This window comes from Xenorhabdus taiwanensis, assembly GCF_036512875.1.
In the GTDB taxonomy this organism is placed as follows: Bacteria; Pseudomonadota; Gammaproteobacteria; order Enterobacterales; family Enterobacteriaceae; genus Xenorhabdus; species Xenorhabdus taiwanensis.
This window is the reverse complement of the sequence record NZ_AP028978.1, coordinates 622,115-641,924: the sequence shown is the minus strand read 5'-3', so window position 1 is coordinate 641,924 and position 19,810 is coordinate 622,115. Positions and strand designations below refer to the sequence as shown.

The 19,810-nt window shown below is 43.8% G+C and carries 20 protein-coding genes and 1 tRNA gene; 10 read left to right on the top strand and 11 right to left on the bottom strand.

Annotated features, from left to right (window positions below; genetic code table 11):
* Window positions 1–176: 176 nt before the first annotated feature.
* Genes ACE1SE_RS02765 through ACE1SE_RS02755 form a run of 3 tightly spaced genes read right to left on the bottom strand, consistent with a single transcriptional unit; the run spans window position 177 to window position 3,414 of the window.
* The gene (locus ACE1SE_RS02765; protein ID WP_374053577.1) at window positions 177–1,670 is read right to left on the bottom strand and encodes an aldehyde dehydrogenase family protein; all 1,494 of its coding nucleotides are present in this window, start codon (window positions 1,668–1,670) and stop codon (window positions 177–179) included.
* Between the two features lie 15 nt (window positions 1,671–1,685).
* Window positions 1,686–2,066 (bottom strand): cupin domain-containing protein, encoded by a 381-nt coding sequence (locus ACE1SE_RS02760; RefSeq protein WP_374052544.1) that lies wholly within the window; start codon window positions 2,064–2,066, stop codon window positions 1,686–1,688.
* A gap of 46 nt (window positions 2,067–2,112) precedes the next feature.
* Window positions 2,113–3,414, bottom strand: coding sequence for an NAD(P)/FAD-dependent oxidoreductase (locus tag ACE1SE_RS02755; protein ID WP_374052543.1), 1,302 nt, complete (start codon window positions 3,412–3,414; stop codon window positions 2,113–2,115).
* 413 nt (window positions 3,415–3,827) lie between these two features.
* Between ACE1SE_RS02755 and uriH the strand changes: the two genes are divergently transcribed.
* A complete protein-coding gene (gene uriH / locus ACE1SE_RS02750; protein ID WP_374052542.1) occupies window positions 3,828–4,778 on the top strand; it encodes a uridine-preferring nucleoside hydrolase UriH in 951 nt (316 codons plus the stop codon).
* A gap of 65 nt (window positions 4,779–4,843) precedes the next feature.
* Here uriH and ACE1SE_RS02745 read toward each other — a convergent pair whose 3' ends face one another.
* On the bottom strand, window positions 4,844–5,632 hold the full coding sequence (locus ACE1SE_RS02745; protein WP_374053576.1) for a sulfite exporter TauE/SafE family protein: 789 nt from the start codon (window positions 5,630–5,632) through the stop codon (window positions 4,844–4,846).
* A gap of 276 nt (window positions 5,633–5,908) precedes the next feature.
* Entirely contained in the window at window positions 5,909–6,079 is a 171-nt protein-coding gene (locus tag ACE1SE_RS02740; protein ID WP_311062235.1) for a helix-turn-helix domain-containing protein, read from the bottom strand.
* A gap of 218 nt (window positions 6,080–6,297) precedes the next feature.
* Here ACE1SE_RS02740 and ACE1SE_RS02735 point away from each other — a divergent pair, with 218 nt between their 5' ends.
* Window positions 6,298–6,510, top strand: coding sequence for a helix-turn-helix domain-containing protein (locus ACE1SE_RS02735; protein WP_374052541.1), 213 nt, complete (start codon window positions 6,298–6,300; stop codon window positions 6,508–6,510).
* Window positions 6,511–6,549: 39 nt separating this feature from the next.
* Here the strand turns inward: ACE1SE_RS02735 and sugE are convergent, their stop codons facing one another.
* Both sugE and efp read right to left on the bottom strand, forming a co-directional pair.
* The gene (sugE, locus tag ACE1SE_RS02730; protein ID WP_099133150.1) at window positions 6,550–6,864 is read right to left on the bottom strand and encodes a quaternary ammonium compound efflux SMR transporter SugE; all 315 of its coding nucleotides are present in this window, start codon (window positions 6,862–6,864) and stop codon (window positions 6,550–6,552) included.
* A gap of 203 nt (window positions 6,865–7,067) precedes the next feature.
* Complete coding sequence (gene efp / locus ACE1SE_RS02725; protein ID WP_099133149.1) at window positions 7,068–7,634, bottom strand: elongation factor P; 567 nt, start codon at window positions 7,632–7,634, stop codon at window positions 7,068–7,070.
* A 39-nt stretch (window positions 7,635–7,673) separates the two neighbouring features.
* Between efp and epmB the strand changes: the two genes are divergently transcribed.
* Entirely contained in the window at window positions 7,674–8,702 is a 1,029-nt protein-coding gene (gene epmB / locus ACE1SE_RS02720) for an EF-P beta-lysylation protein EpmB (protein WP_374052539.1), read from the top strand.
* A 169-nt stretch (window positions 8,703–8,871) separates the two neighbouring features.
* On the opposite strand, the gene ACE1SE_RS02715 is transcribed toward epmB, so the two are convergent.
* From ACE1SE_RS02715 to ACE1SE_RS02700, 4 genes are all read right to left on the bottom strand, one after another.
* Window positions 8,872–9,213, bottom strand: a complete 342-nt coding sequence (locus tag ACE1SE_RS02715) for a DUF4156 domain-containing protein (protein ID WP_374052538.1) — start codon at window positions 9,211–9,213, stop codon at window positions 8,872–8,874.
* Window positions 9,214–9,323: 110 nt separating this feature from the next.
* A complete protein-coding gene (gene groL, locus ACE1SE_RS02710; protein WP_374052537.1) occupies window positions 9,324–10,970 on the bottom strand; it encodes a chaperonin GroEL in 1,647 nt (548 codons plus the stop codon).
* 58 nt (window positions 10,971–11,028) lie between these two features.
* The gene (locus ACE1SE_RS02705; RefSeq protein WP_193850876.1) at window positions 11,029–11,322 is read right to left on the bottom strand and encodes a co-chaperone GroES; all 294 of its coding nucleotides are present in this window, start codon (window positions 11,320–11,322) and stop codon (window positions 11,029–11,031) included.
* 173 nt (window positions 11,323–11,495) lie between these two features.
* Window positions 11,496–12,029 carry an FxsA family protein gene (locus ACE1SE_RS02700; protein ID WP_374052536.1) on the bottom strand — a complete coding sequence of 178 codons (534 nt, stop codon included), beginning with the start codon at window positions 12,027–12,029 and terminating at the stop codon, window positions 11,496–11,498.
* 332 nt (window positions 12,030–12,361) lie between these two features.
* Between ACE1SE_RS02700 and aspA the strand changes: the two genes are divergently transcribed.
* From aspA to ACE1SE_RS02665, 7 genes are all read left to right on the top strand, one after another.
* Window positions 12,362–13,786 (top strand): aspartate ammonia-lyase, encoded by a 1,425-nt coding sequence (aspA, locus tag ACE1SE_RS02695; RefSeq protein ID WP_374052535.1) that lies wholly within the window; start codon window positions 12,362–12,364, stop codon window positions 13,784–13,786.
* A gap of 139 nt (window positions 13,787–13,925) precedes the next feature.
* A complete protein-coding gene (locus ACE1SE_RS02690; RefSeq protein ID WP_374052534.1) occupies window positions 13,926–15,227 on the top strand; it encodes an anaerobic C4-dicarboxylate transporter in 1,302 nt (433 codons plus the stop codon).
* A gap of 209 nt (window positions 15,228–15,436) precedes the next feature.
* Window positions 15,437–17,212, top strand: a complete 1,776-nt coding sequence (locus ACE1SE_RS02685) for a protein-disulfide reductase DsbD (RefSeq protein WP_374052533.1) — start codon at window positions 15,437–15,439, stop codon at window positions 17,210–17,212.
* Window positions 17,213–17,236: 24 nt separating this feature from the next.
* A complete protein-coding gene (gene dicD, locus ACE1SE_RS02680; RefSeq protein ID WP_374052532.1) occupies window positions 17,237–17,809 on the top strand; it encodes a division control transcriptional repressor DicD in 573 nt (190 codons plus the stop codon).
* Between the two features lie 129 nt (window positions 17,810–17,938).
* Window positions 17,939–18,014, top strand: a tRNA-Phe gene (locus ACE1SE_RS02675).
* A 165-nt stretch (window positions 18,015–18,179) separates the two neighbouring features.
* Window positions 18,180–19,451: a tyrosine-type recombinase/integrase gene (locus ACE1SE_RS02670; RefSeq protein ID WP_374052531.1), complete on the top strand. Its 1,272-nt coding sequence runs from the start codon at window positions 18,180–18,182 to the stop codon at window positions 19,449–19,451.
* A gap of 137 nt (window positions 19,452–19,588) precedes the next feature.
* A complete protein-coding gene (locus ACE1SE_RS02665) occupies window positions 19,589–19,795 on the top strand; it encodes a helix-turn-helix transcriptional regulator (RefSeq protein ID WP_374052530.1) in 207 nt (68 codons plus the stop codon).
* The last annotated feature ends 15 nt before the right edge of the window (window positions 19,796–19,810 follow it).

The window sequence follows — 19,810 nt, the reverse complement described above, 5'->3', positions numbered from 1 at the left end:
TGCTCGGATGATAGATATGTCACATGACAATTATTTGAACCTATAGTGACATTCTTATGACAACGATTTTTTCTACAAAGCAAGAAGAGAAAAAATGAGCGCTTCAGCAAACAAAGGCCAGGCAGCGCTCTACCAATATAATTCCTTATTCCATTGGTGACTTATTAACGCATCCATCAATAACGTATCATGACCGATTTCAGCTCCGTATAATGCTCAATGAATGCACTGCCAAACTCACGCCCCATTCCTGAAGACTTCATGCCCCCAAACGGAACAGCAGGATCGACGAACGTATGCATGTTGATCCATAACATTCCTGCTTCAATGCGAGAAGTCATACGCATCGCCTTGCTCATATCATTCGTCCATAGGCTAGCAGACAGACCAAATGGCGTTGCATTCATCATAGTCATTAGCTCTTCCTCATCATCATAACTGAGGAAAGTACCAATCGGCCCGAATGTCTCCTCGTTCATTAATGTGTCTTCAACACTATTGGCTTTAATCACTGTTGGTGCGACAAAAAATCCCGCCCCCTCCAAAGCATAGCCTCCGTGGACAATTTCATTGCCTTCCTGACGCGCTGTCTCAAACATAGACAGAATTTTTTCGTAATGTTCTTTATTTGCCAAAGGCCCCATTTCTGTCGATTCATCAAGGGGAGAGCCAATTTTCATCGCAGATAAGCGTTCAGAAAGTAACGCCAAAACTGCATCCATGTGAGAGGATGGAATATAAAAGCGCTCCGCGGCTGCACAAATTTGCCCTTGATACACATATCCCGCTTCCAGTATGCCATCAACGATCTTTTCAACTGTCATATCAGACAGAAAAGCGGCCGCGTTTTTGCCGCCAAGTTCCAGCGTTGTGCGCTTTAGTCCTTGCTCCATAGCCAATTTTCCCACACTCATTCCTGTTGGAACCGAGCCTGTAAAAGTGACTTTGGCACATTGAGGATGATTAATGAGAGAAGATCCAACGCGAGCGCCTGAACCATTGACGATATTGATCACACCATCTGGGATACCCGCTTCTTTTGCCAATTCGGCCACACGAAGCATGGTTAAAGGGGTATATTCACTGGGTTTAAGCACAATCGTACAACCACAGGCCAATGCAGCTCCCAATTTCCAGATAGCAATCATGATGGAAAAATTCCACGGAATAATGCCAACTACGACACCAATAGGCTCACGGCGCGTGAATGCAGAATATTTTTCCCCTTTAAATGATGGCAATGAAACATTCAGTGTTTCACCTGTGATTTTGGTCGACCATCCGGCAAAATAGCGCAAATAATCAGCGGATGCTCCCACATCCAGCATACGGGATAATTGGATCGGTTTACCGGAGCATACACTTTCCAGTTGTGCCAACTCCTCACTATTTTGTTGTAATAGATCAGCCAGCCGATTCAGGCAATTTCCCCGTTCCAGAGGAGAAGTCTGAGCCCACACACCATGAAAAGCGGCTGATGCCGCCTGCATTGCCTGATGAACTTCGGCATCTCCACCTTGGTTGACCGTAGCGATTACTTCACCAGACGCTGGGTTAACGATGGAGAAAATTTCATTTTCCTGACCAGGGACAGAGGCTCCATTAATATAATGACCATGAGAACGCTGCAAAAAAGTTGTAACGGACTCCAGCAAATTAATTTCACTCATCATCTTTTCTCCTGCCTAGTCAGACAATTGCCCATTGATACAAGCCATATAATGTTTGACGAAACGCTCACTGGTGATTTCCCACAATACTTCACTTCCTTTTGCCGCAAACCACGAATCGCCTTTATGATATTCAACCATCACCCCAGTTTTAACATCGGTCAGTTTCACTGAACCTTCATACACCGTTGCCATCTCATCAAAGGGATAGGTCATTTTAAATTTGCCTTTAGTACAGGCAAAAATCCCACATGTCAGATTATCCGATGGCTCTCCGTGGATCATAGCGATACTCGCCTGTGGCTCCCCTTCCACCACAATAGAACCAAGATTAGTGACACTGCCAATTGGCATTAATTCAGGAAGTCCTTTATCTAACAATAATGGCTTTATCATGATTTTTACCTTTAACTGTTACGTTCCAAAAATATAAAAAGAAAAACTAACGACGCCCTTTCCAATAACCGGAAGTTTGGTGCCAAGTCTTACCGACAGAGAGCAGTATATTTCTCAGTTTGTCTTTCCCGATAATATTGAGGTGTGGAATCGAACTAAGTAGCGAATAACGCTCTGAACCTTCACTCATTCCCTCAGCCAAAATTTTGCAGATGATATGGCTCGGTGTGACACCAAAACCTGAATAACCTTGAACATAGAACACATTTTTATGCTGAGGCAGAGAACCAATTTGCGGAAACAGGTTAGCGCTGCAACATAATGGCCCACCCCATGCCAGTTCTATCTCCACATCTTTCAAGTAAGGGAAAGTCTTGAGCATGAGATTACGGTTCCATGCTTTTAAATCGGCAGGTATATATTCAATAAAGTGTGTCGCGCTGCCATATAACAGGCGATTTTCTTTGGTAACACGGTAGTAATCAATGACCGGACTAATATCACTGTATGCCCCTCGAATTGGGCTGATCCTGTCAATCAAATCGTCCGACAATTCTTCTGTCATCAATTGAAAAGCATAAGTATTGATCGTCTTTTGATAAATAGTCGGCTCAAGCCCGTCCAAAAAGGCATTACATGCCCACAGCATCTTACTGGCGCGAACTGATCCCGTTACTGTACGTACTGTAACCCTGGGACCATATTCTACGCTCACAACCTGACTGTTTTCGAAAATTTTGACGCCATATTCAGTGACGGCTTTGGCTTCTCCCAGCAGCAGGTTGAGTGAGTGCACATGCCCACCCCCCATATGTTTTAATGCACTGGTATAACGGTCTGAGCCAATGACTTTTTTAACATCTGCACCGGTATAAAGCTCAATTTCTTCATCGGGGGAAGCCGAACGAAACTCCTGTAACCAACTATGCAGGGTTTTATCATGGCGCGAATTCCAGCCAAGGTAGGCATACCCCTGACAAAAGTCAGCTTGAATATCATATTTGGCAATTCGATCACGAATAATTCCCGCACCCAGGTTACTGATTTTAAATATAGTTTCCAGACCCTTTTTACCCACATGGCGTTTGATCTTATCCAAATCATGACCAATACCCGTCATCACCTGTCCACCATTACGGCCTGTACCGCCATATCCCAACGTCCGGCCTTCCAAAATAGCAATATTGGTGATGCCTTTTTCTGCCAGCTCTAATGCCGTATTGATACCGGAAAAGCCTCCGCCAATGATAACCACATCAACATCCAGATCTTCTGTCAGCATTGGAAAACGAAGATCATATTTTTTCGTCGCCGTATAATACGTTAATGAATCAAGTTTATTATTCATGTTATACCCCATGAGCATCTGCTTATCCCCTGATGGTATGTAAGGGGGCGCTTATCACATTTTTTGAACATTAGTTGTTCATGTGTATTAACAAAACAATAAATAACAAAATATTAATAATTTAATGAAAATAGACATCCATGCATTTCATGTCTGATATATATGAATCATATGTACTTGAAATGCTCAAACCATTTGTTGTTTTCATGTTAATCAAATCACAATTATTAAAATATTTATTAATAAATTGTAATTTTTACATTTTTATTTTGTGATGGGCTGGAAGGAATTTTTTCTATTAGTAAATTATCCTGAACCTAAATATTTACATATGTACTTAATAGGTTTCGAGTTGTGGCCGACAAAACAGCAACTTGAGAAATGAAGTTCATAATCACTGGAAAGGAATAAATATGCTACCCAAGAAAATTATCCTTGACTGCGATCCCGGGCATGATGATGCCATTGCTCTCCTGCTTGCCCACGGAGATCCCAGTATTGAATTGTTGGCTGTAACGACAGTTGTTGGTAATCAAACCCTGAATAAAGTCACCCGTAATGCGCTTTGCGTTGCACGCATCGCTAATATTCATAACGTTCCTTTCGCAGCAGGTTGTCACCGTCCACTTGTTCGGGAGATCAATACAGCCCCAGACATTCATGGTGAAACGGGTCTGGATGGCCCTGTTCTTCCTGAACCCAACATGAAACTGGATACGCGCCATGCAGTTGATCTCATTATTGATGTGATTATGGAAAATCCGCCCAAAAGTGTAACTTTGGTGCCAACGGCGGGTTTGACGAATATCGCTATGGCTGCACGCAAAGCACCGCAAATTGTTGAGCGTGTAAAAGAAGTTGTATTAATGGGAGGTGGTTATCATAAAGGAAATAAAAGTGCAGTTGCAGAATTCAATATCGTAATCGATCCAGAAGCCGCACACATTGTTTTTAATGAAAAATGGCCGCTGACGATGGTCGGTTTAGATCTCACTCATCAAGCGCAAGCAACACCTGAAATTATTGAGGCAATCGCCCAGATTAAGACACGTTCCGCCCAGTTCGTTTTGGATGCACTGAAATTTTATGGTGATAGATATCGTGAATATCAGGGATTTAGCTATGCTCCTGTACATGATCCCTGTGCTGTAGCCTATGTGATCGATCCTGATGTTATGACGACCCAAAAAGTCCCCGTTAATATCGAACTGATGGGAACTTTAACAACAGGTATGACAGTTGCAGATTTCCGTTTTCCACCACCTGAAGATTGCCATACGCAAGTTGCTGTCAAATTGGATCACGCCAAATTCTGGCAATTAGTGATTGATGCCCTGAAAAATATTGGCGAAACAAATTACTGATATTATTAATTTATTCTTTGGCTATTGAGGCTATCCCGCCGTCTCAATAGCTAAAAGAATTTCTGTCAAACTAACCGGATACCCATCAACACAGCGCTACATAAGATCAGGAATAATGTGGCATATTGTAGTACTTTGTCAGACAAGTGCTTTATCAAAGACTTGGCAAAAGGGATAGCCAGCAAAGAGCCAACAAACAGTACCAACGCCAGTTCCCAATCCGTATTCCCTCCACAGGCATAAGCAAAAGCAGATGCACCGGATAACATCATCGTGATAAAAAGGGAAACACCCACCGCTTGTTTAATACTCATCTGCCCATAGCGTAATAATAGTGGCAATACCACTATGCCACCACCAACCCCTGTCGCCCCAAGTACCAACCCAGCCCCCGTACCAGGCAGCAAAAAAGGCTTAATCACCCCAGATTGTAATTGTGGTTGCGTTTGATTCATATGTAACTGTGGCTGACGTATTCGGCAGTAAAAAAGATAAAGGGAAAACAAGATAGCCAATAAAACCAGTAAATTAATTCCCCATTCAAATTGTACCCGATTATGGCTTAAATGACTCAGCATTGTGACGCCATAACTGGCGAATACCGTACCGGGTATCATGATCAGCAGAATAATCAAAGATTGGCGTAAAGGAATATTTCCCATGCGAAAGTGCATATAAGAAGATGATATTTTCATCAACATTGAAAGAAAATTAGCCGTCGCGACAGAAGCCAGTGCATCTAATCCAAAAAAATAGGTCAGGATCGGCAAAACTATCACTCCACCACCAACACCGGTAGTACTGATAATCAAACCAACAATCGCCCCAATCGCAAGTTCAGGGATCACTAACATCATTTTGTTCCCAGCTGATATCTAATCAAAGATCATTTGCTTACCAAATTTCAGCAAGCATTGCTTATAATATGACAAAAATAAATATCATATTCAAAAATAGAATATATCTCTCAGCTTGGTATTAAGGCCAAACGACAAGGTAACATGATTCTTTCAAGTCGCAGCTTTATTGGCTGCAACTTTGCAATTGAAAGTAAAGAAGATGAAAATATAGGAAATTAGTTGCTGAAACTTATATTTCTAACGATCTGTATTTTATCTTGATCATTGGTTTTAATGGGGAGGGTGTATTGTCCCAAAATCGAACAATTCACTGAGTTCAATCTGTAATCCATTTGCTATCACATTAATAATTTCCAAGGTAGGGTTCCTGACACCGCGTTCAATACCACTGACATAAGTGCGATCCAGTCCACACTTATCAGCAAAAGCCTCCTGTGACATCCCAGCTTCTCTCCTGAGATACCTAATTCTTTGACCAAACAGGGATCTGATGTTGTTCGATTTTTTCATCCGATAAGTATCGATTCATGTTACTTATCCGACCACGGACTATAAGTCACGTTTCAGCTAGAGTTATGCTATGATGTGTGACTTATAGTCTACTGAATACTCATTTACTTTTTAATTAAAAAGATATTTGATAACTGGAGAGCTTAAGGATGGAAAAAAAAGACTGGCATTCTGCTGACATCATCGCTGAATTGAAAAAACGTGGGACAACACTGTCAGAAGTATCGCGAGCAGCAGGGCTGGCGTCATCAACTCTTGCCAATGCATTGCAACGACACTGGCCAAAAGGTGAGCGTCTTATTGCAGCAGCGCTGGGACGCACGCCAGAAGAAATATGGCCTTCGCGTTATGAAAAGAAATAATTATAAGCCCAGCACTACGCTGGGTTTATTTATAAGTAATCAGCTCGCCAACTTTAAGCCAATAATGCCAATCACAATCAGGCCAAGGCTCAATATCCGAGTGAAATTTGCAGATTCCCCTAGCACCATGATGCCAAAAATTGCCGTCCCTACCGCACCGATTCCTGTCCACACAGCATAAGCAGTTCCTGCTGGCAGATTTTTCATGGCATAGGCCAATAGCCCCATACTGACCACCATCGCGCTGATCGTAATTAAACTCGGCACCAGACGTGAAAAACCGTGGGTATATTTTAAGCCTACCGCCCACACGACTTCCAATAAACCAGCAATAAGAAGGATCAACCAAGACATATCTTGCCCTTTATATGATGACAAGCGGGGCCGTCCCCGATGAGATGACGTTTATCCGGGTCGTCCAGGATAACGATAAGAAATGAAATTGGATTATAGCTACCCGATCTGATAGCTGCAATGATAATAACCAAAGAGTTATAACAAAAAAACCACAGCCTCTGGACGAAGAGGCTGTGGTTTTTTTAGAATAGCAAACGCGATTATTTCACGCGAGAAACGTATTCGCCAGAACGAGTGTCGACTTTGATCACTTCGCCGATCTGGACAAACAGAGGAACTTTAACGACAGCGCCGGTGCTCAGGGTTGCAGGTTTACCGCCAGTACCCGCAGTATCACCTTTCAGACCTGGATCAGTATCAACGATTTCCAGTTCAACAAAGTTTGGTGGAGTTACAGCGATAGGACGACCATCCCACAGAGTCAGAATACATTCTGCCTGATCGATCAGCCATTTTGCATTGTCACCAACGGCTTTCTCATCCGCAGCCAACTGCTCGAAAGTTTCGTTGTTCATGAAATGCCAGAATTCACCGTCGTTGTACAAATAGGTCAGGTTGACATCCATGACATCTGCACTTTCAACAGAATCTGTTGATTTAAAAGTTTTTTCCAGCAGTTTACCAGAGATCAGTTTACGAATACGAACACGGGCAAATGCCTGTCCTTTACCTGGTTTAACAAATTCACTGTCAAGAATAGCGCACGGCTCGCCATCTAACATGATTTTAAGACCTGAACGGAATTCATTGGTACTATAAGTAGCCATGGAGATCCTCTAATTTTTAACAAAATGGCTTAGCCAAAAATGGCACACATTATAACCCATATTCACCCCATCAGAGAAGTCTGGCTACAACAACTCGCGGATGTTATTACTGATCCCAATGAGTTGTTGCAACTATTATCCTTAAATACACATACGAAGCTACAAGAAGGCAATGAAGCAAAGCGCTTATTTCCTCTGCGTGTGCCAAGAGCATTTGTAACACGAATGAAAAAGGGCGATCCCCGTGATCCTCTGCTCTTACAAGTCATGACCTTACGGGAAGAGTTTACAACATCCCCTGGTTTCTCCACCGATCCGCTGGATGAACAACGCAGTGTTGTTCCAGGTCTATTGCATAAATATCACAATCGAGCCCTGCTATTGGTCAAAGGGGGCTGCGCGGTTAATTGTCGCTATTGTTTTCGTCGCCATTTCCCATACGGTGACAATAAAGGAAATAAAAACAATTGGTTGCTTGCTCTGGATTATATTGAACACCACCCTGAGCTTGACGAAATTATCTTCTCTGGTGGTGATCCATTAATGGCTAAGGATCATGAACTGGACTGGTTAATCAGTCGTCTTGAATCTATTCCACACATTAAACGGTTACGTATCCATACGCGTTTGCCGGTTGTGATCCCTGATCGAATCACGCTTTCACTGTGTAATCGTTTAGCACAAACTCGTTTGCAGGTGATCATGGTGACCCATATCAATCATGCAAATGAAATTGATGATGCGTTCCGCACAAGTATGATACGACTAAAACAAGCTGGAGTGACACTGCTGAATCAAAGTGTAATGTTACGTGATGTCAATAATAATGCAGATACCCTGGCTGATTTAAGTAATGCACTCTTTGACGCAGGCATATTACCTTACTACATTCATGTTCTGGATAAAGTTCAAGGTGCCGCACATTTTCTCGTGGACGATGAAGAGGCAAAAGCTATCATGCGAGAATTATTGACTAAAGTATCCGGTTATCTGGTTCCGAGCCTGACCAGAGAAATTGGTGGAGAGCCAAGCAAAACCCCGCTGGATTTAGGGCTGGCACAAAACTAGTTCTAACAGCTATGCCAATCGATAACTGATTAGGTTAATTCCACCATTATTGAACTCTTCTAAATGGGCAGCGCACAGAAACTGAATGTATACGCAAATCTTGATGTTTTGAAACATTCTTTCTGGGCATTGCCCAAACCAATTTCTCGCTAGGCCCATCGATTAATACCTAAGGGCACTTATAGACCTGGCCAACCATTTTGCTATCGAGGGGGACAAAACTTGCCATCAATCCCTCTGATGGACTATTTATCCCATAAATAACATTGCCGCCCATTTCAGCCGCTTTATTACGTAAGTCATTGGCTGCACTGCGCATAGAACTGCTCTCATTGCTAACGCCATTGAGCCAGTTGCTTTGAGTGCCAGTCACTTCACCTAACCGCTGGCATTCACTTCTTGGTTGAGTGTCCGCAAAACGCACATTAGCGCCAGCGGAGGTTAATTGATGAGTTGTGGTGCACCCTGCCAACAGTAATACTGACGCACCAAACAAAATTTTAATTCGCATGACTTCCCTCATTAGTTATAAGAACAATAAAAAGGCGAGCAAGTTTTCCCTGCTCGCCTTTAAAGGCTTATCCTAACAGATGGACGATGCCATCATCAGGATGAACAGCATTACATCATGCCGCCCATTCCGCCCATGCCGCCCATGCCACCAGCAGCGCCTAAGTCAGCTTTGTCATCTTTAGGCAGTTCAGTCACCATTGCTTCGGTAGTGATCATCAAACCAGCGATAGAAGCTGCGAATTGCAGTGCAGAACGGGTTACCTTAGTTGGATCCAAGATACCCATTTCGATCATATCGCCGTACTGTTCAGTTGCAGCGTTATAACCGTAGTTGTCTTTACCTGCTTTCACGTTGTTTACAACAACAGAAGGTTCTTCACCTGCGTTGTCTACGATCTGACGCATTGGCGCTTCCATTGCACGCAGTGCAACGCGAATACCAACGTTCTGATCTTCGTTGTCACCAGTCAGGTCAGTGATCGCGCTGGCAACACGAACCAGAGCAACACCACCACCAGCAACAACACCTTCTTCTACAGCCGCACGAGTTGCATGCAGTGCATCATCAACGCGAGCACGTTTTTCTTTCATTTCAACTTCAGTTGCTGCACCTACTTTGATTACAGCAACACCGCCTGCCAGTTTAGCGACACGCTCTTGCAGTTTTTCACGGTCATAATCAGAAGTCGATTCTTCGATTTGCTGACGGATCTGAGTAACACGTGCAGCAATTGCGCTTTCTTCACCTACACCATCAATGATAGTTGTGGTGTCTTTGTTGATAACAACACGTTTTGCTTGGCCCAGATCTTCCAGAGTCGCTTTTTCCAGCTCCAGACCAATCTCTTCAGAGATAACAGTACCGTTGGTCAGGGTAGCGATATCTTGCAACATGGCTTTACGGCGATCACCGAAGCCAGGTGCTTTAACCGCAGCAACTTTCACGATACCACGCATGTTGTTAACAACCAGAGTTGCCAGTGCTTCACCTTCAACATCTTCGGCGATAATCATCAAAGGCTTGCTTGCCTTAGCGACGCCTTCCAGAACTGGCAACAGTTCACGGATGTTGGAGATTTTCTTATCAACCAGCAGGATGTATGGGTTTTCCAGTTCAACAGAACCTGCTTCTGGTTTGTTGATGAAATAAGGAGACAGGTAACCACGGTCGAACTGCATACCTTCAACAACATCCAGTTCGTCTTCCAGGCCAGTACCTTCTTCAACGGTGATTACACCTTCTTTACCGACTTTGTCCATCGCTTCTGCGATCAGTTTACCTACGGTTTCGTCGGAGTTTGCAGAGATAGTACCAACCTGTGCAATAGCAGTGGAATCAGAGCAAGGTACGGACAGTTTTTTCAGTTCATCAACAGCGGAAATAACTGCTTTATCGATACCGCGTTTCAGATCCATTGGGTTCATGCCAGCAGCAACAGCTTTCAGACCTTCGGTGACAATAGCTTGAGCCAATACGGTTGCTGTGGTGGTACCATCACCTGCCGCATCATTAGCTTTAGAAGCGACTTCTTTAACCATCTGAGCACCCATGTTCTCGAATTTGTCTTCCAATTCGATTTCACGTGCTACAGATACACCGTCTTTAGTGATGACAGGCGCACCGAAAGATTTATCCAAAACTACATTACGGCCTTTAGGACCCAGGGTCACTTTAACTGCATCAGCCAGTACATTCACACCGCGTAGCATTTTGCTGCGAGCATCATTACCAAATTTTACGTCTTTAGCTGCCATTGTGTCTTTCCTTTAAATTCGTTCAATTAAGAAGATCTAAGCGTAATAAGATTCTCAATTACGCTTCAACAATTGCCAGAATGTCGCTTTCAGACATGATCAATACTTCTTCATTATCGATCTTTTCTGTTTTAACGCCGTAACCTTCATTAAAAATAACGGTATCACCCACTTTTACATCCAGCGCTTTCACTTCCCCATTTTCTAGGATGCGACCATTGCCGACTGCCAAAATTTTTCCACGGGTAGATTTGCCCGCAGCAGAGCCCGTCAAAACAATACCACCAGCGGATTTTGACTCAACTTCTGTACGCTTGATGATAACGCGGTCATGTAATGGACGAATTTTCATTGATAGATCTCCTATAAATAAAGTCCATATCAGGTAAGAGGATTGATACCAGAACCCAACAGAACCAGTATCACGAAGCTACAAATTGGGGCTTGAGATCATGACTTCAAGGGTGGATAACAAAAATATTTTACTTTTTTCTTACTCACTGAAATTTCAGCCAAAGCAAGCCATCATTTCTTATTGCGTTCACTGCCAGGCTCACCATAATGCTTTTGCTCAGTGGATTTTTGGTCATCCGATATACGGGAAGCGCCATCTTGCCTGCGTTCATATTCGCCCTCAAAAGTCTGCCCGTTATGACCATAACCGCCATCATAATTACCAGAACCATAAAAAGTATTCGGGCGGTAAAACTTAATATGAGGCAATAACTTCGCGGTCAGCAGTTTCTGTACGGGAGCCAATAACAACAGTAATCCGAGAAAATCGGTGAAAAAACCGGGCAATATCAGCAAAAATCCAGCTATGACCAGAGAAACACTTTTGACAGCTTCTTCCGCAGGATTCTCACCGACTACAAGTTTTTGCTGCATAGAGATAAAATTCTTGATGCCTTGATTACGCACAAGGGATACACCAAGACAAGACGTAAGAATAACCAATAACAGAGTCAACAAGACCCCAACTTCAGAGGCAATCCAAACAAACAGGACAGACTCGATGTAAACCAGAAGGCATATAAGAATAAGCGGGAGCCAACGCACGTGGTTCTCCTTTCATTATTATTGAGGATTAGATCACATAATATGGTGTTAGATAACACATGTGGGGATAATCGTGATCATTTTCAATACTTCTAACTCTTAACTTTTTCTCTCCGTAATCGTGACCTTGGTCACACATATGGTATTTCATTAATAAAATAGCACTATAAAGTGATCCAGGTTCAAGGCATTTCTGACAAATCCACATATGATCGCGCCAGCAATTTCATGATAAGTGTCTAATATCAAGGAAATTGTTGTCGGCAACATTATTTTTCAACAAACACGTAATAGAACAGTCAAAAAACGTATCTAATTTTAAGAAGGTTCTCATGTCAAACAACATTCGTATCGAAGAAGACCTGTTAGGTAAACGAGAAGTTCCTGCTGAAGCCTACTACGGTATTCACACTCTGCGTGCGATTGAAAACTTTTATATCAGTGACCGTACCATCAACAATGTGCCTGAATTCATCCGCGGCATGGTGATGGTGAAAAAAGCCGCGGCACTGGCAAACAAAGAACTCCATACTATTTCTGGAAAAGTGGCAGATATCATTGTCAAAGCCTGTGATGAAGTTCTCATTAAAGGCAAATGTATGGATCAATTCCCTGTTGATGTCTTTCAGGGTGGTGCCGGTACCTCACTGAACATGAACACGAATGAGGTGCTGGCAAATATCGGCCTGGAGTTGATGGGACATCAAAAAGGCGAATATGAGTACCTGAATCCAAATGATCACCTGAACAGAAGCCAATCAACCAATGACGCTTACCCTACAGGCTTCCGTATTGCGGTTTATAACTCCTTGATGCACTTAATTGATTCCATCGAATTGCTAAAAGAAGGTTTCGACAAAAAAGGTGTTGAATTCGACGACATCCTGAAAATGGGCCGTACCCAACTACAAGATGCGGTTCCAATGACACTGGGTCAAGAATTCCGTGCTTTTTCCGTGCTGTTGAAAGAAGAGATCAAAAACATCAATCGCACGGCAGAGCTGCTATTGGAAGTAAACCTTGGCGCAACTGCTATCGGTACAGGCCTGAATACTGCACCAGGTTACCAAAAACTGGTCGTTGAAAAATTGGCCGAAGTCACAGGATTACCTTGCCAACCCGCGGAAGATTTGATAGAAGCTACCTCGGACTGTGGCGCTTACGTCATGGTTCACAGTGCGTTGAAGCGTCTGGCAGTTAAGATGTCCAAGATTTGTAATGACTTGCGTCTGCTCTCTTCCGGCCCTCGTGCTGGCCTGAATGAAATCAACCTACCAGAATTGCAGGCAGGTTCCTCCATCATGCCAGCAAAAGTTAACCCTGTTGTGCCAGAAGTTGTTAATCAGGTTTGCTTCAAAGTCATCGGTAACGATACCTGTGTCACGATGGCAGCAGAAGCCGGTCAGTTACAGCTTAACGTAATGGAACCTGCGATTGGTCAGGCTATGTTTGAATCTATATCTATCCTGAGCAATGCATGCCGTAATCTGGTTGAAAAATGTATCAACGGTATTACTGCCAATAAAGAAGTCTGTGAAAGTTTCGTATTCAACTCCATCGGGATCGTGACTTATCTGAACCCATTTATTGGTCACCACAATGGCGATATCGTGGGCAAGATCTGTGCTGAAACGGGCAAAAGCGTCCGTGAAGTGGTGCTTGAGCGCGGTTTACTGACCGAAACTGAATTAGATGATATTTTCTCCGTTGAGAACCTAAAACATCCAACTTATAAAGCAAAACGTTTTGATGACTAATTAATGATTATAATAACAAGTTCGTCTTAATTATTAAGGCACGCTATTCCAACCGGAAGCGTGCCTTTTTAATTTTCCGCAAACACAAATTATTAACCATAGATTTTCATAATACTAAATAAATGAAGGAGTATTTAACATGTTAGCCGTAGAATTAGCTATCGTTCTGCTGGCCATTTTTTTGGGAGCACGACTAGGGGGAATTGGTATTGGCTTTGCCGGTGGAATTGGTGTTCTCGTCCTCGCCGCCATCGGTGTTAAACCAGGCAGTATTCCATTTGATGTTATTTCAATTATCATGGCCGTCATTGCTGCGATATCAGCTATGCAAGTGGCTGGGGGATTAGATTATCTCGTTCAGCAAACTGAAAAATTACTGCGTAAGAATCCCAAATACATCACAATCCTTGCACCGATCGTCACTTATTTTCTGACGCTATTTGCAGGTACAGGGAACATCTCACTGGCAACATTGCCTGTTATTACTGAAGTTGCCAAAGAACAAGGCATAAAACCATGCCGTCCACTCTCTACAGCCGTTGTCGCTGCCCAAATTGGGATCACTGCTTCGCCTATTTCTGCGGCAGTGGTTTATATGGCGTCGATTATGGAAGGACAAGGCATTAGCTACATCCACCTGTTAATGGTATTACTGCCTTCAACATTTTGTGCCATCATCCTCATGTCATTCATTATTTCATGGCTTTTTGATGCCAAACTGTCGAATGATCCTGTTTACCAAAAACGCCTTGAAGATGGCCTGATAGAAATGCGTGGTGCCAGCCAGATTCAAATCAGACCCAAAGCAAAATGCTCTGTTCTGTTGTTCCTGCTGGGTGTCGTGAGTGTTGTTATTTATGCGATTATCAATAGCCCAAGTGTCGGTCTGGTTGAAAAACCCCTGATGAACACCACAAATGCGATTTTGATCATCATGCTCAGTATCGCTACTCTCACCACCATTATTTGCTCCGTCGATACCGATGCCATCCTGAACTCAAGCACTTTCAAAGCTGGCATGAGCGCATGTATTTGTATCTTAGGGGTTGCATGGCTGGGAGATACTTTTGTACAGGCCAATCTCGCTTGGATAAAAGAAACTGCGGGCAGTTTGATTCATGCTCAACCGTGGCTGCTGGCAATCATTTTCTTCTTCTGTTCAGCCTTGCTCTATTCACAAGCAGCAACGGCTAAGGCACTGATGCCAATGGCTCTGGCATTGAGTGTCACGCCATTAACAGCGATTGCTTCGTTTTCTGCGGTGTCTGGTCTGTTTATTCTGCCAACTTATCCAACATTAGTTGCCGCCGTACAGATGGATGATACCGGAACCACTCGTATCGGGCGTTTCGTCTTCAATCATCCATTCTTTATTCCGGGAACCCTTGCCGTTGTATTGGCGGTCACATTCGGTTTCCTGTTTGGCGGTATTATCTTGTAACTTTACAATTTCGATTGTTTGACATCATTATTTCAGGGGCATACCAGCCCCTGAAACGTCCTTCCTTGCCTATCTTTTCCTGTCAAAAACCCAGTATTGTCTTAATATTGAACAAGTGACTTTCTGCTATAAGCATCATCAGTTATAGTGCAGATTCCAATAAATTTCCCAAATCAAACTTACGATACAGGCAGGTTAAAGATTATCTTATGATGAAACGTATTCTTATTTTGTTTCTATTGTTCAGTGGTATTGCGCTGTCTCCTGACAAAGCCAGCGCACTGTTTGAGCAAGCGGGGAAAAGTCTCTACCTTCCTGCTGATCAGGCATTTATGTTTGATTTTCAGCAACAAGGAAATAAACTCACGTTGAACTGGGATATTAAACCCGGTTATTACCTTTATCGAAAACAATTCAACATCATTCCTAATCAAGAAACATCATTGGGTAAAATTACATACGCTAAAGGTGTAGAGCATGAAGATGAGTTTTTTGGCAAGACAGAAGTCTATTTTCAATCGGCACAGATTGATATTCCCATTCTGTCTGCCACCAACGACGGCTCTCTCCAGGTCACATATCAAGGATGTGCAGAAGCGGGTTATTGTTATCCACCTGAAACCTTAAGTGTACCATTGCAAGCCGTTGTTGCTTCCCCCCTATCAGGCAATGAAACCGCAACACCAACCAACATAGCGACAAATAATAAAGAAGACAGCTCGTTACAGTCACCTCAGCAACAGGGAGATATACCTTCGGAATCCCATGATGTGCCCTTTTCACCACTCTGGGCGTTATTAATTGGTATTGGTATTGCTTTTACTCCCTGCATACTGCCCATGTATCCGCTGATTTCCAGCATTATTTTGGGCCAAAAACGTCCTGAAAGCCTAAAACGGATATTTTGGCTCGCTATGAGTTACGTTCAGGGAATGGCGCTCACTTACACCGTACTTGGTTTAGTCGTCGCGGCGGCTGGCTTACAATTTCAGGCTGCCCTGCAAAACCCTTACATTCTCGTAGGGCTGTCAGTGCTGTTTATCTTGCTCGCCTTATCAATGTTTGGTCTATATACATTACAACTTCCTTCTTCACTCCAGACTCGCCTCGTGGATTGGAGCAACCAACAGCAAAGCGGCTCTTACATTGGCGTATTTATGATGGGAGCCTTGGCAGGATTAATCGCCTCTCCCTGCACGACCGCACCACTCAGTGCTATTTTGCTTTATATCGCCCAAAGCGGTAATACATTGGTCGGCGGCTTGACCTTGTACCTCTACGCCTTGGGAATGGGCTTACCGCTTATCGCCGTCACACTATTTGGGCACAAACTCCTGCCACGCAGCGGCCCGTGGATGCAATACGTCAAGGAAGCTTTTGGATTCATTATATTGGCCCTGCCAGTCTTCCTGTTGGAGCGCGTACTGGGTGACACATGGGGCATAAAATTATGGAGCCTATTGGCAGTTTCTTTCCTTGGTTGGGCATTCGTATTAACCTTAAACAGCAAAAACGGCTGGGTGCGGACTTTACAAGTCATCTTGCTGGCTTCGGCACTCATCGCTTCACGTCCTTTGCAAGATTGGGTATGGGGAAGTCCGGCAACAGAACAGCAAAAAGCCACTTTAAAATTTCAACAAATCTCTGATTGGCAAGAGTTAAGTCAAATTCTGGCTAAAAATCATCAGCGGCCGATTATGTTGGATCTCTATGCTGAATGGTGTGTAGCCTGCAAGGAGTTTGAAAAATATACTTTCAGTGATCCACAAGTACAGGCACAATTAAGCCAATTTCTCTTGTTACAGGCAGATGTCACAGACAACGCCCCAAAACAAAAAGAATTGTTGCAAAAACTGCAAGTGCTGGGACTTCCCACTATCTTATTTTTCGATAAGGGAAAAGAGCTAACCGATGAGCGAGTCAATGGATTCATGGACGCCCAGCGTTTTAACCAGCATGTACAGCAATTACAACATCTACAATAAAAATAATCTGGAAGGAGAGCTACCGTGCAACGTGAATATGTCCTTAGTCATGTCCTGAACTTATTGGAGCAACATGGCCTGTCAGCGACACTCGAGACACTTTTAGATCCTATCGATATTGATATCAGCTATATAAAACATTTTTGGCCTGATCGTGAAGCCTTACTCTACGACTGCCTGCGCCACCACAGCCAGCAGATTGAAATCTGGCAACGCCAAACCCTGTTGGCTGAAGCCCTAAGCCCTGAGCAAAAATTACTGGCACGCTACGACGCTCTCAAGGAAAAAGTACAGGAACAACGTTATCCAGGCTGCCTGTTTATTGCTGCTTGCAGCACTTTTCCTGATGTTAACCATCCAATCCATCAATTAGCAGAATTACAAAAACAAAACTCTTTCCATTACACAGAAGAATTATTACAACAACTTGATATTGACGACAGTAAGCAAGTCGCCCAACAGATGGAACTTATCCTTGAGGGGTGTCTTAGTAAGCTATTAGTGAAAAGAAACCTTGAAGATGTGATTACCGCGAAATTGCTAGCTCAAGATATTCTAACCATCGCAAAATGCCGAAAAAATGGGGCGTTAAGTTAATAAAAAACGGCATTAGCTGAATAACCACACTGAATCGGTATAAAAATACAGCAATCAATCAATTTTTATGGTTTTTTCGCAGAAAGTGTTTGACGGATTGGGCTGAATACGGTTTAATGCGCCCCGTTAGCCCGGATAGCTCAGTCGGTAGAGCAGGGGATTGAAAATCCCCGTGTCGGTGGTTCGATTCCGCCTCCGGGCACCACTTCAACTTCCAGTGAAGTCCAGCCCAGTCAAACAATTCCTGCTAAATCCAGCAAAATCAACATTCATTCTTATTTTTAGGTCTAGTTTCGTCTGTTGCAATCAAGATGCAGCGAAGGGCATAATTCGGGGCACTTACCGTTCGATTACAAAGATGCCCTTAATAATGAAACTAAACGCCCGGCAAATCGACACTGCAAAGCCCAAAGAAAAAACCTACAAACTTGCCGATGGCGGTGGTCTCTATTTAGAAGTCACGTCACGCGGCTCGAAATACTGGCGGATGAAGTATTACCGTCCGACCGATAAAAAAGAAGACCGATTGGCATTCGGTGTTTATCCGGCGGTATCATTAGCCGATGCCCGCGCTAAACGGGATGAAGCCAAAAAACTGATGGCTCAGGGTATCGATCCCAAAGCGGAGAAAAAAGGCACACCAACGCCCGCCAAAGTCAATTCGTTTGAAGAAGTCGCCCGCGCATGGCATGCCAGCAACAAACGCTGGAGCGACAGACATAGCCAAACAGTGTTACGCAGCCTTGAGCAGTCTATTTTCCCGCAGATTGGCAAGCTCGATATTACTACGTTAAGAACCAGCCAGCTTTTAGCCCCCATCAAAGCCATTGATGATGCGGGCAAACACAACATTGCCCAGCGATTGCAACAACGTGTTACGGCTATCATGCGTTATGCCGTCCAGAATGATATCCTCGAATCCAGCCCTGCCAGTGATATGGCGGGCGCACTTTCCACCGTAAAATCACGCCATCACCCTGCCCTGCCTCATGAAGATTTACCGGATTTCCTGAACCGATTGTCTGTTTATCGCGGGCGCCTGCTGACCAAAATCGCGGTAGAACTGGCACTGCTGACGTTTGTCCGTTCCAGTGAGCTGAGATTCGCCCGCTGGCAGGAAATCGACCTTGAAAATGCGGTGTGGAAAATTCCCGCCACAAGACAACCTATTAAAGGCGTTCGCTTTTCTGAGCGCGGCATGAAAATGAAAACCGATCACATCGTGCCGTTAAGCCGTCAGGCTGTTTTGCTTATCAACACGTTGCAGGAACTGAGCGGCAACTGCGAAGTGATGTTCCCCAGCGATCATAATTCCGCGAAAGTCATGAGTGAAAACACCGTTAATAAGGCATTACGGGCGATGGGCTACGATACCCAAACCGAAGTCTGCGGGCATGGTTTCCGCACAATGGCGCGTGGTGCAATGGGTGAATCCGGCCTGTGGAGTGATGACGCCATCGAGCGCCAGTTAAGCCATATCGAACGCAACAACGTTAGAGCCGCGTATATTCACACCTCCAAACATCTGGACGAACGGCGGCTGATGGTGCAGTGGTGGGCAGATTATCTGGACGCAAACCGGGAAAAATCCATCACACCGTATGACTTCGCTAAACCACTGCGCGACAGAAAAAGTCGATAATGCAACCTAAAAATTAATTTTCATCGGGAGAAAAACAATTAACGCTGTTCATTTAGTTTGGCTTTTTAAATAATCCGCCTGTCATCAAATAACGTCCACGATGAGCGCTCAAGGACTCGGTAACAGGAGAATTAAATATGACAGTGACAACATTGAAAACCAGTCTGATCCGTTTGCCGGAAGTACAACGCAGAACGGGTTACAGCAAAGCGTGGATTTACAAACTGATTAGCGATGGCGAATTCCCGAAGCAGGTCAAAATCGGCCCACGCTCAGTCGCCTTTATCGAAGCAGAAATTGATAACTGGATCGCACAACGTATCGCAGAATCGCGGGCGGCATAACACAAAAAAGACTAT

Coding starts and splice junctions, on each gene's coding strand:
- ACE1SE_RS02715 (WP_374052538.1), bottom strand. CDS start 9,213: ATGCGAATTAAAATTTTGTTTGGTGCGTCAGTATTACTGTTGGCAGGG.
- ACE1SE_RS02760 (WP_374052544.1), bottom strand. CDS start 2,066: ATGATAAAGCCATTATTGTTAGATAAAGGACTTCCTGAATTAATGCCA.
- ACE1SE_RS02685 (WP_374052533.1), top strand. CDS start 15,437: ATGATGAAACGTATTCTTATTTTGTTTCTATTGTTCAGTGGTATTGCG.
- ACE1SE_RS02755 (WP_374052543.1), bottom strand. CDS start 3,414: ATGAATAATAAACTTGATTCATTAACGTATTATACGGCGACGAAAAAA.
- epmB (WP_374052539.1), top strand. CDS start 7,674: ATGGCACACATTATAACCCATATTCACCCCATCAGAGAAGTCTGGCTA.
- groL (WP_374052537.1), bottom strand. CDS start 10,970: ATGGCAGCTAAAGACGTAAAATTTGGTAATGATGCTCGCAGCAAAATG.
- ACE1SE_RS02740 (WP_311062235.1), bottom strand. CDS start 6,079: ATGTCACAGGAGGCTTTTGCTGATAAGTGTGGACTGGATCGCACTTAT.
- ACE1SE_RS02735 (WP_374052541.1), top strand. CDS start 6,298: ATGGAAAAAAAAGACTGGCATTCTGCTGACATCATCGCTGAATTGAAA.
- sugE (WP_099133150.1), bottom strand. CDS start 6,864: ATGTCTTGGTTGATCCTTCTTATTGCTGGTTTATTGGAAGTCGTGTGG.
- ACE1SE_RS02765 (WP_374053577.1), bottom strand. CDS start 1,670: ATGAGTGAAATTAATTTGCTGGAGTCCGTTACAACTTTTTTGCAGCGT.
- ACE1SE_RS02670 (WP_374052531.1), top strand. CDS start 18,180: ATGAAACTAAACGCCCGGCAAATCGACACTGCAAAGCCCAAAGAAAAA.
- ACE1SE_RS02705 (WP_193850876.1), bottom strand. CDS start 11,322: ATGAAAATTCGTCCATTACATGACCGCGTTATCATCAAGCGTACAGAA.
- efp (WP_099133149.1), bottom strand. CDS start 7,634: ATGGCTACTTATAGTACCAATGAATTCCGTTCAGGTCTTAAAATCATG.
- uriH (WP_374052542.1), top strand. CDS start 3,828: ATGCTACCCAAGAAAATTATCCTTGACTGCGATCCCGGGCATGATGAT.
- ACE1SE_RS02745 (WP_374053576.1), bottom strand. CDS start 5,632: ATGTTAGTGATCCCTGAACTTGCGATTGGGGCGATTGTTGGTTTGATT.
- ACE1SE_RS02690 (WP_374052534.1), top strand. CDS start 13,926: ATGTTAGCCGTAGAATTAGCTATCGTTCTGCTGGCCATTTTTTTGGGA.
- aspA (WP_374052535.1), top strand. CDS start 12,362: ATGTCAAACAACATTCGTATCGAAGAAGACCTGTTAGGTAAACGAGAA.
- ACE1SE_RS02665 (WP_374052530.1), top strand. CDS start 19,589: ATGACAGTGACAACATTGAAAACCAGTCTGATCCGTTTGCCGGAAGTA.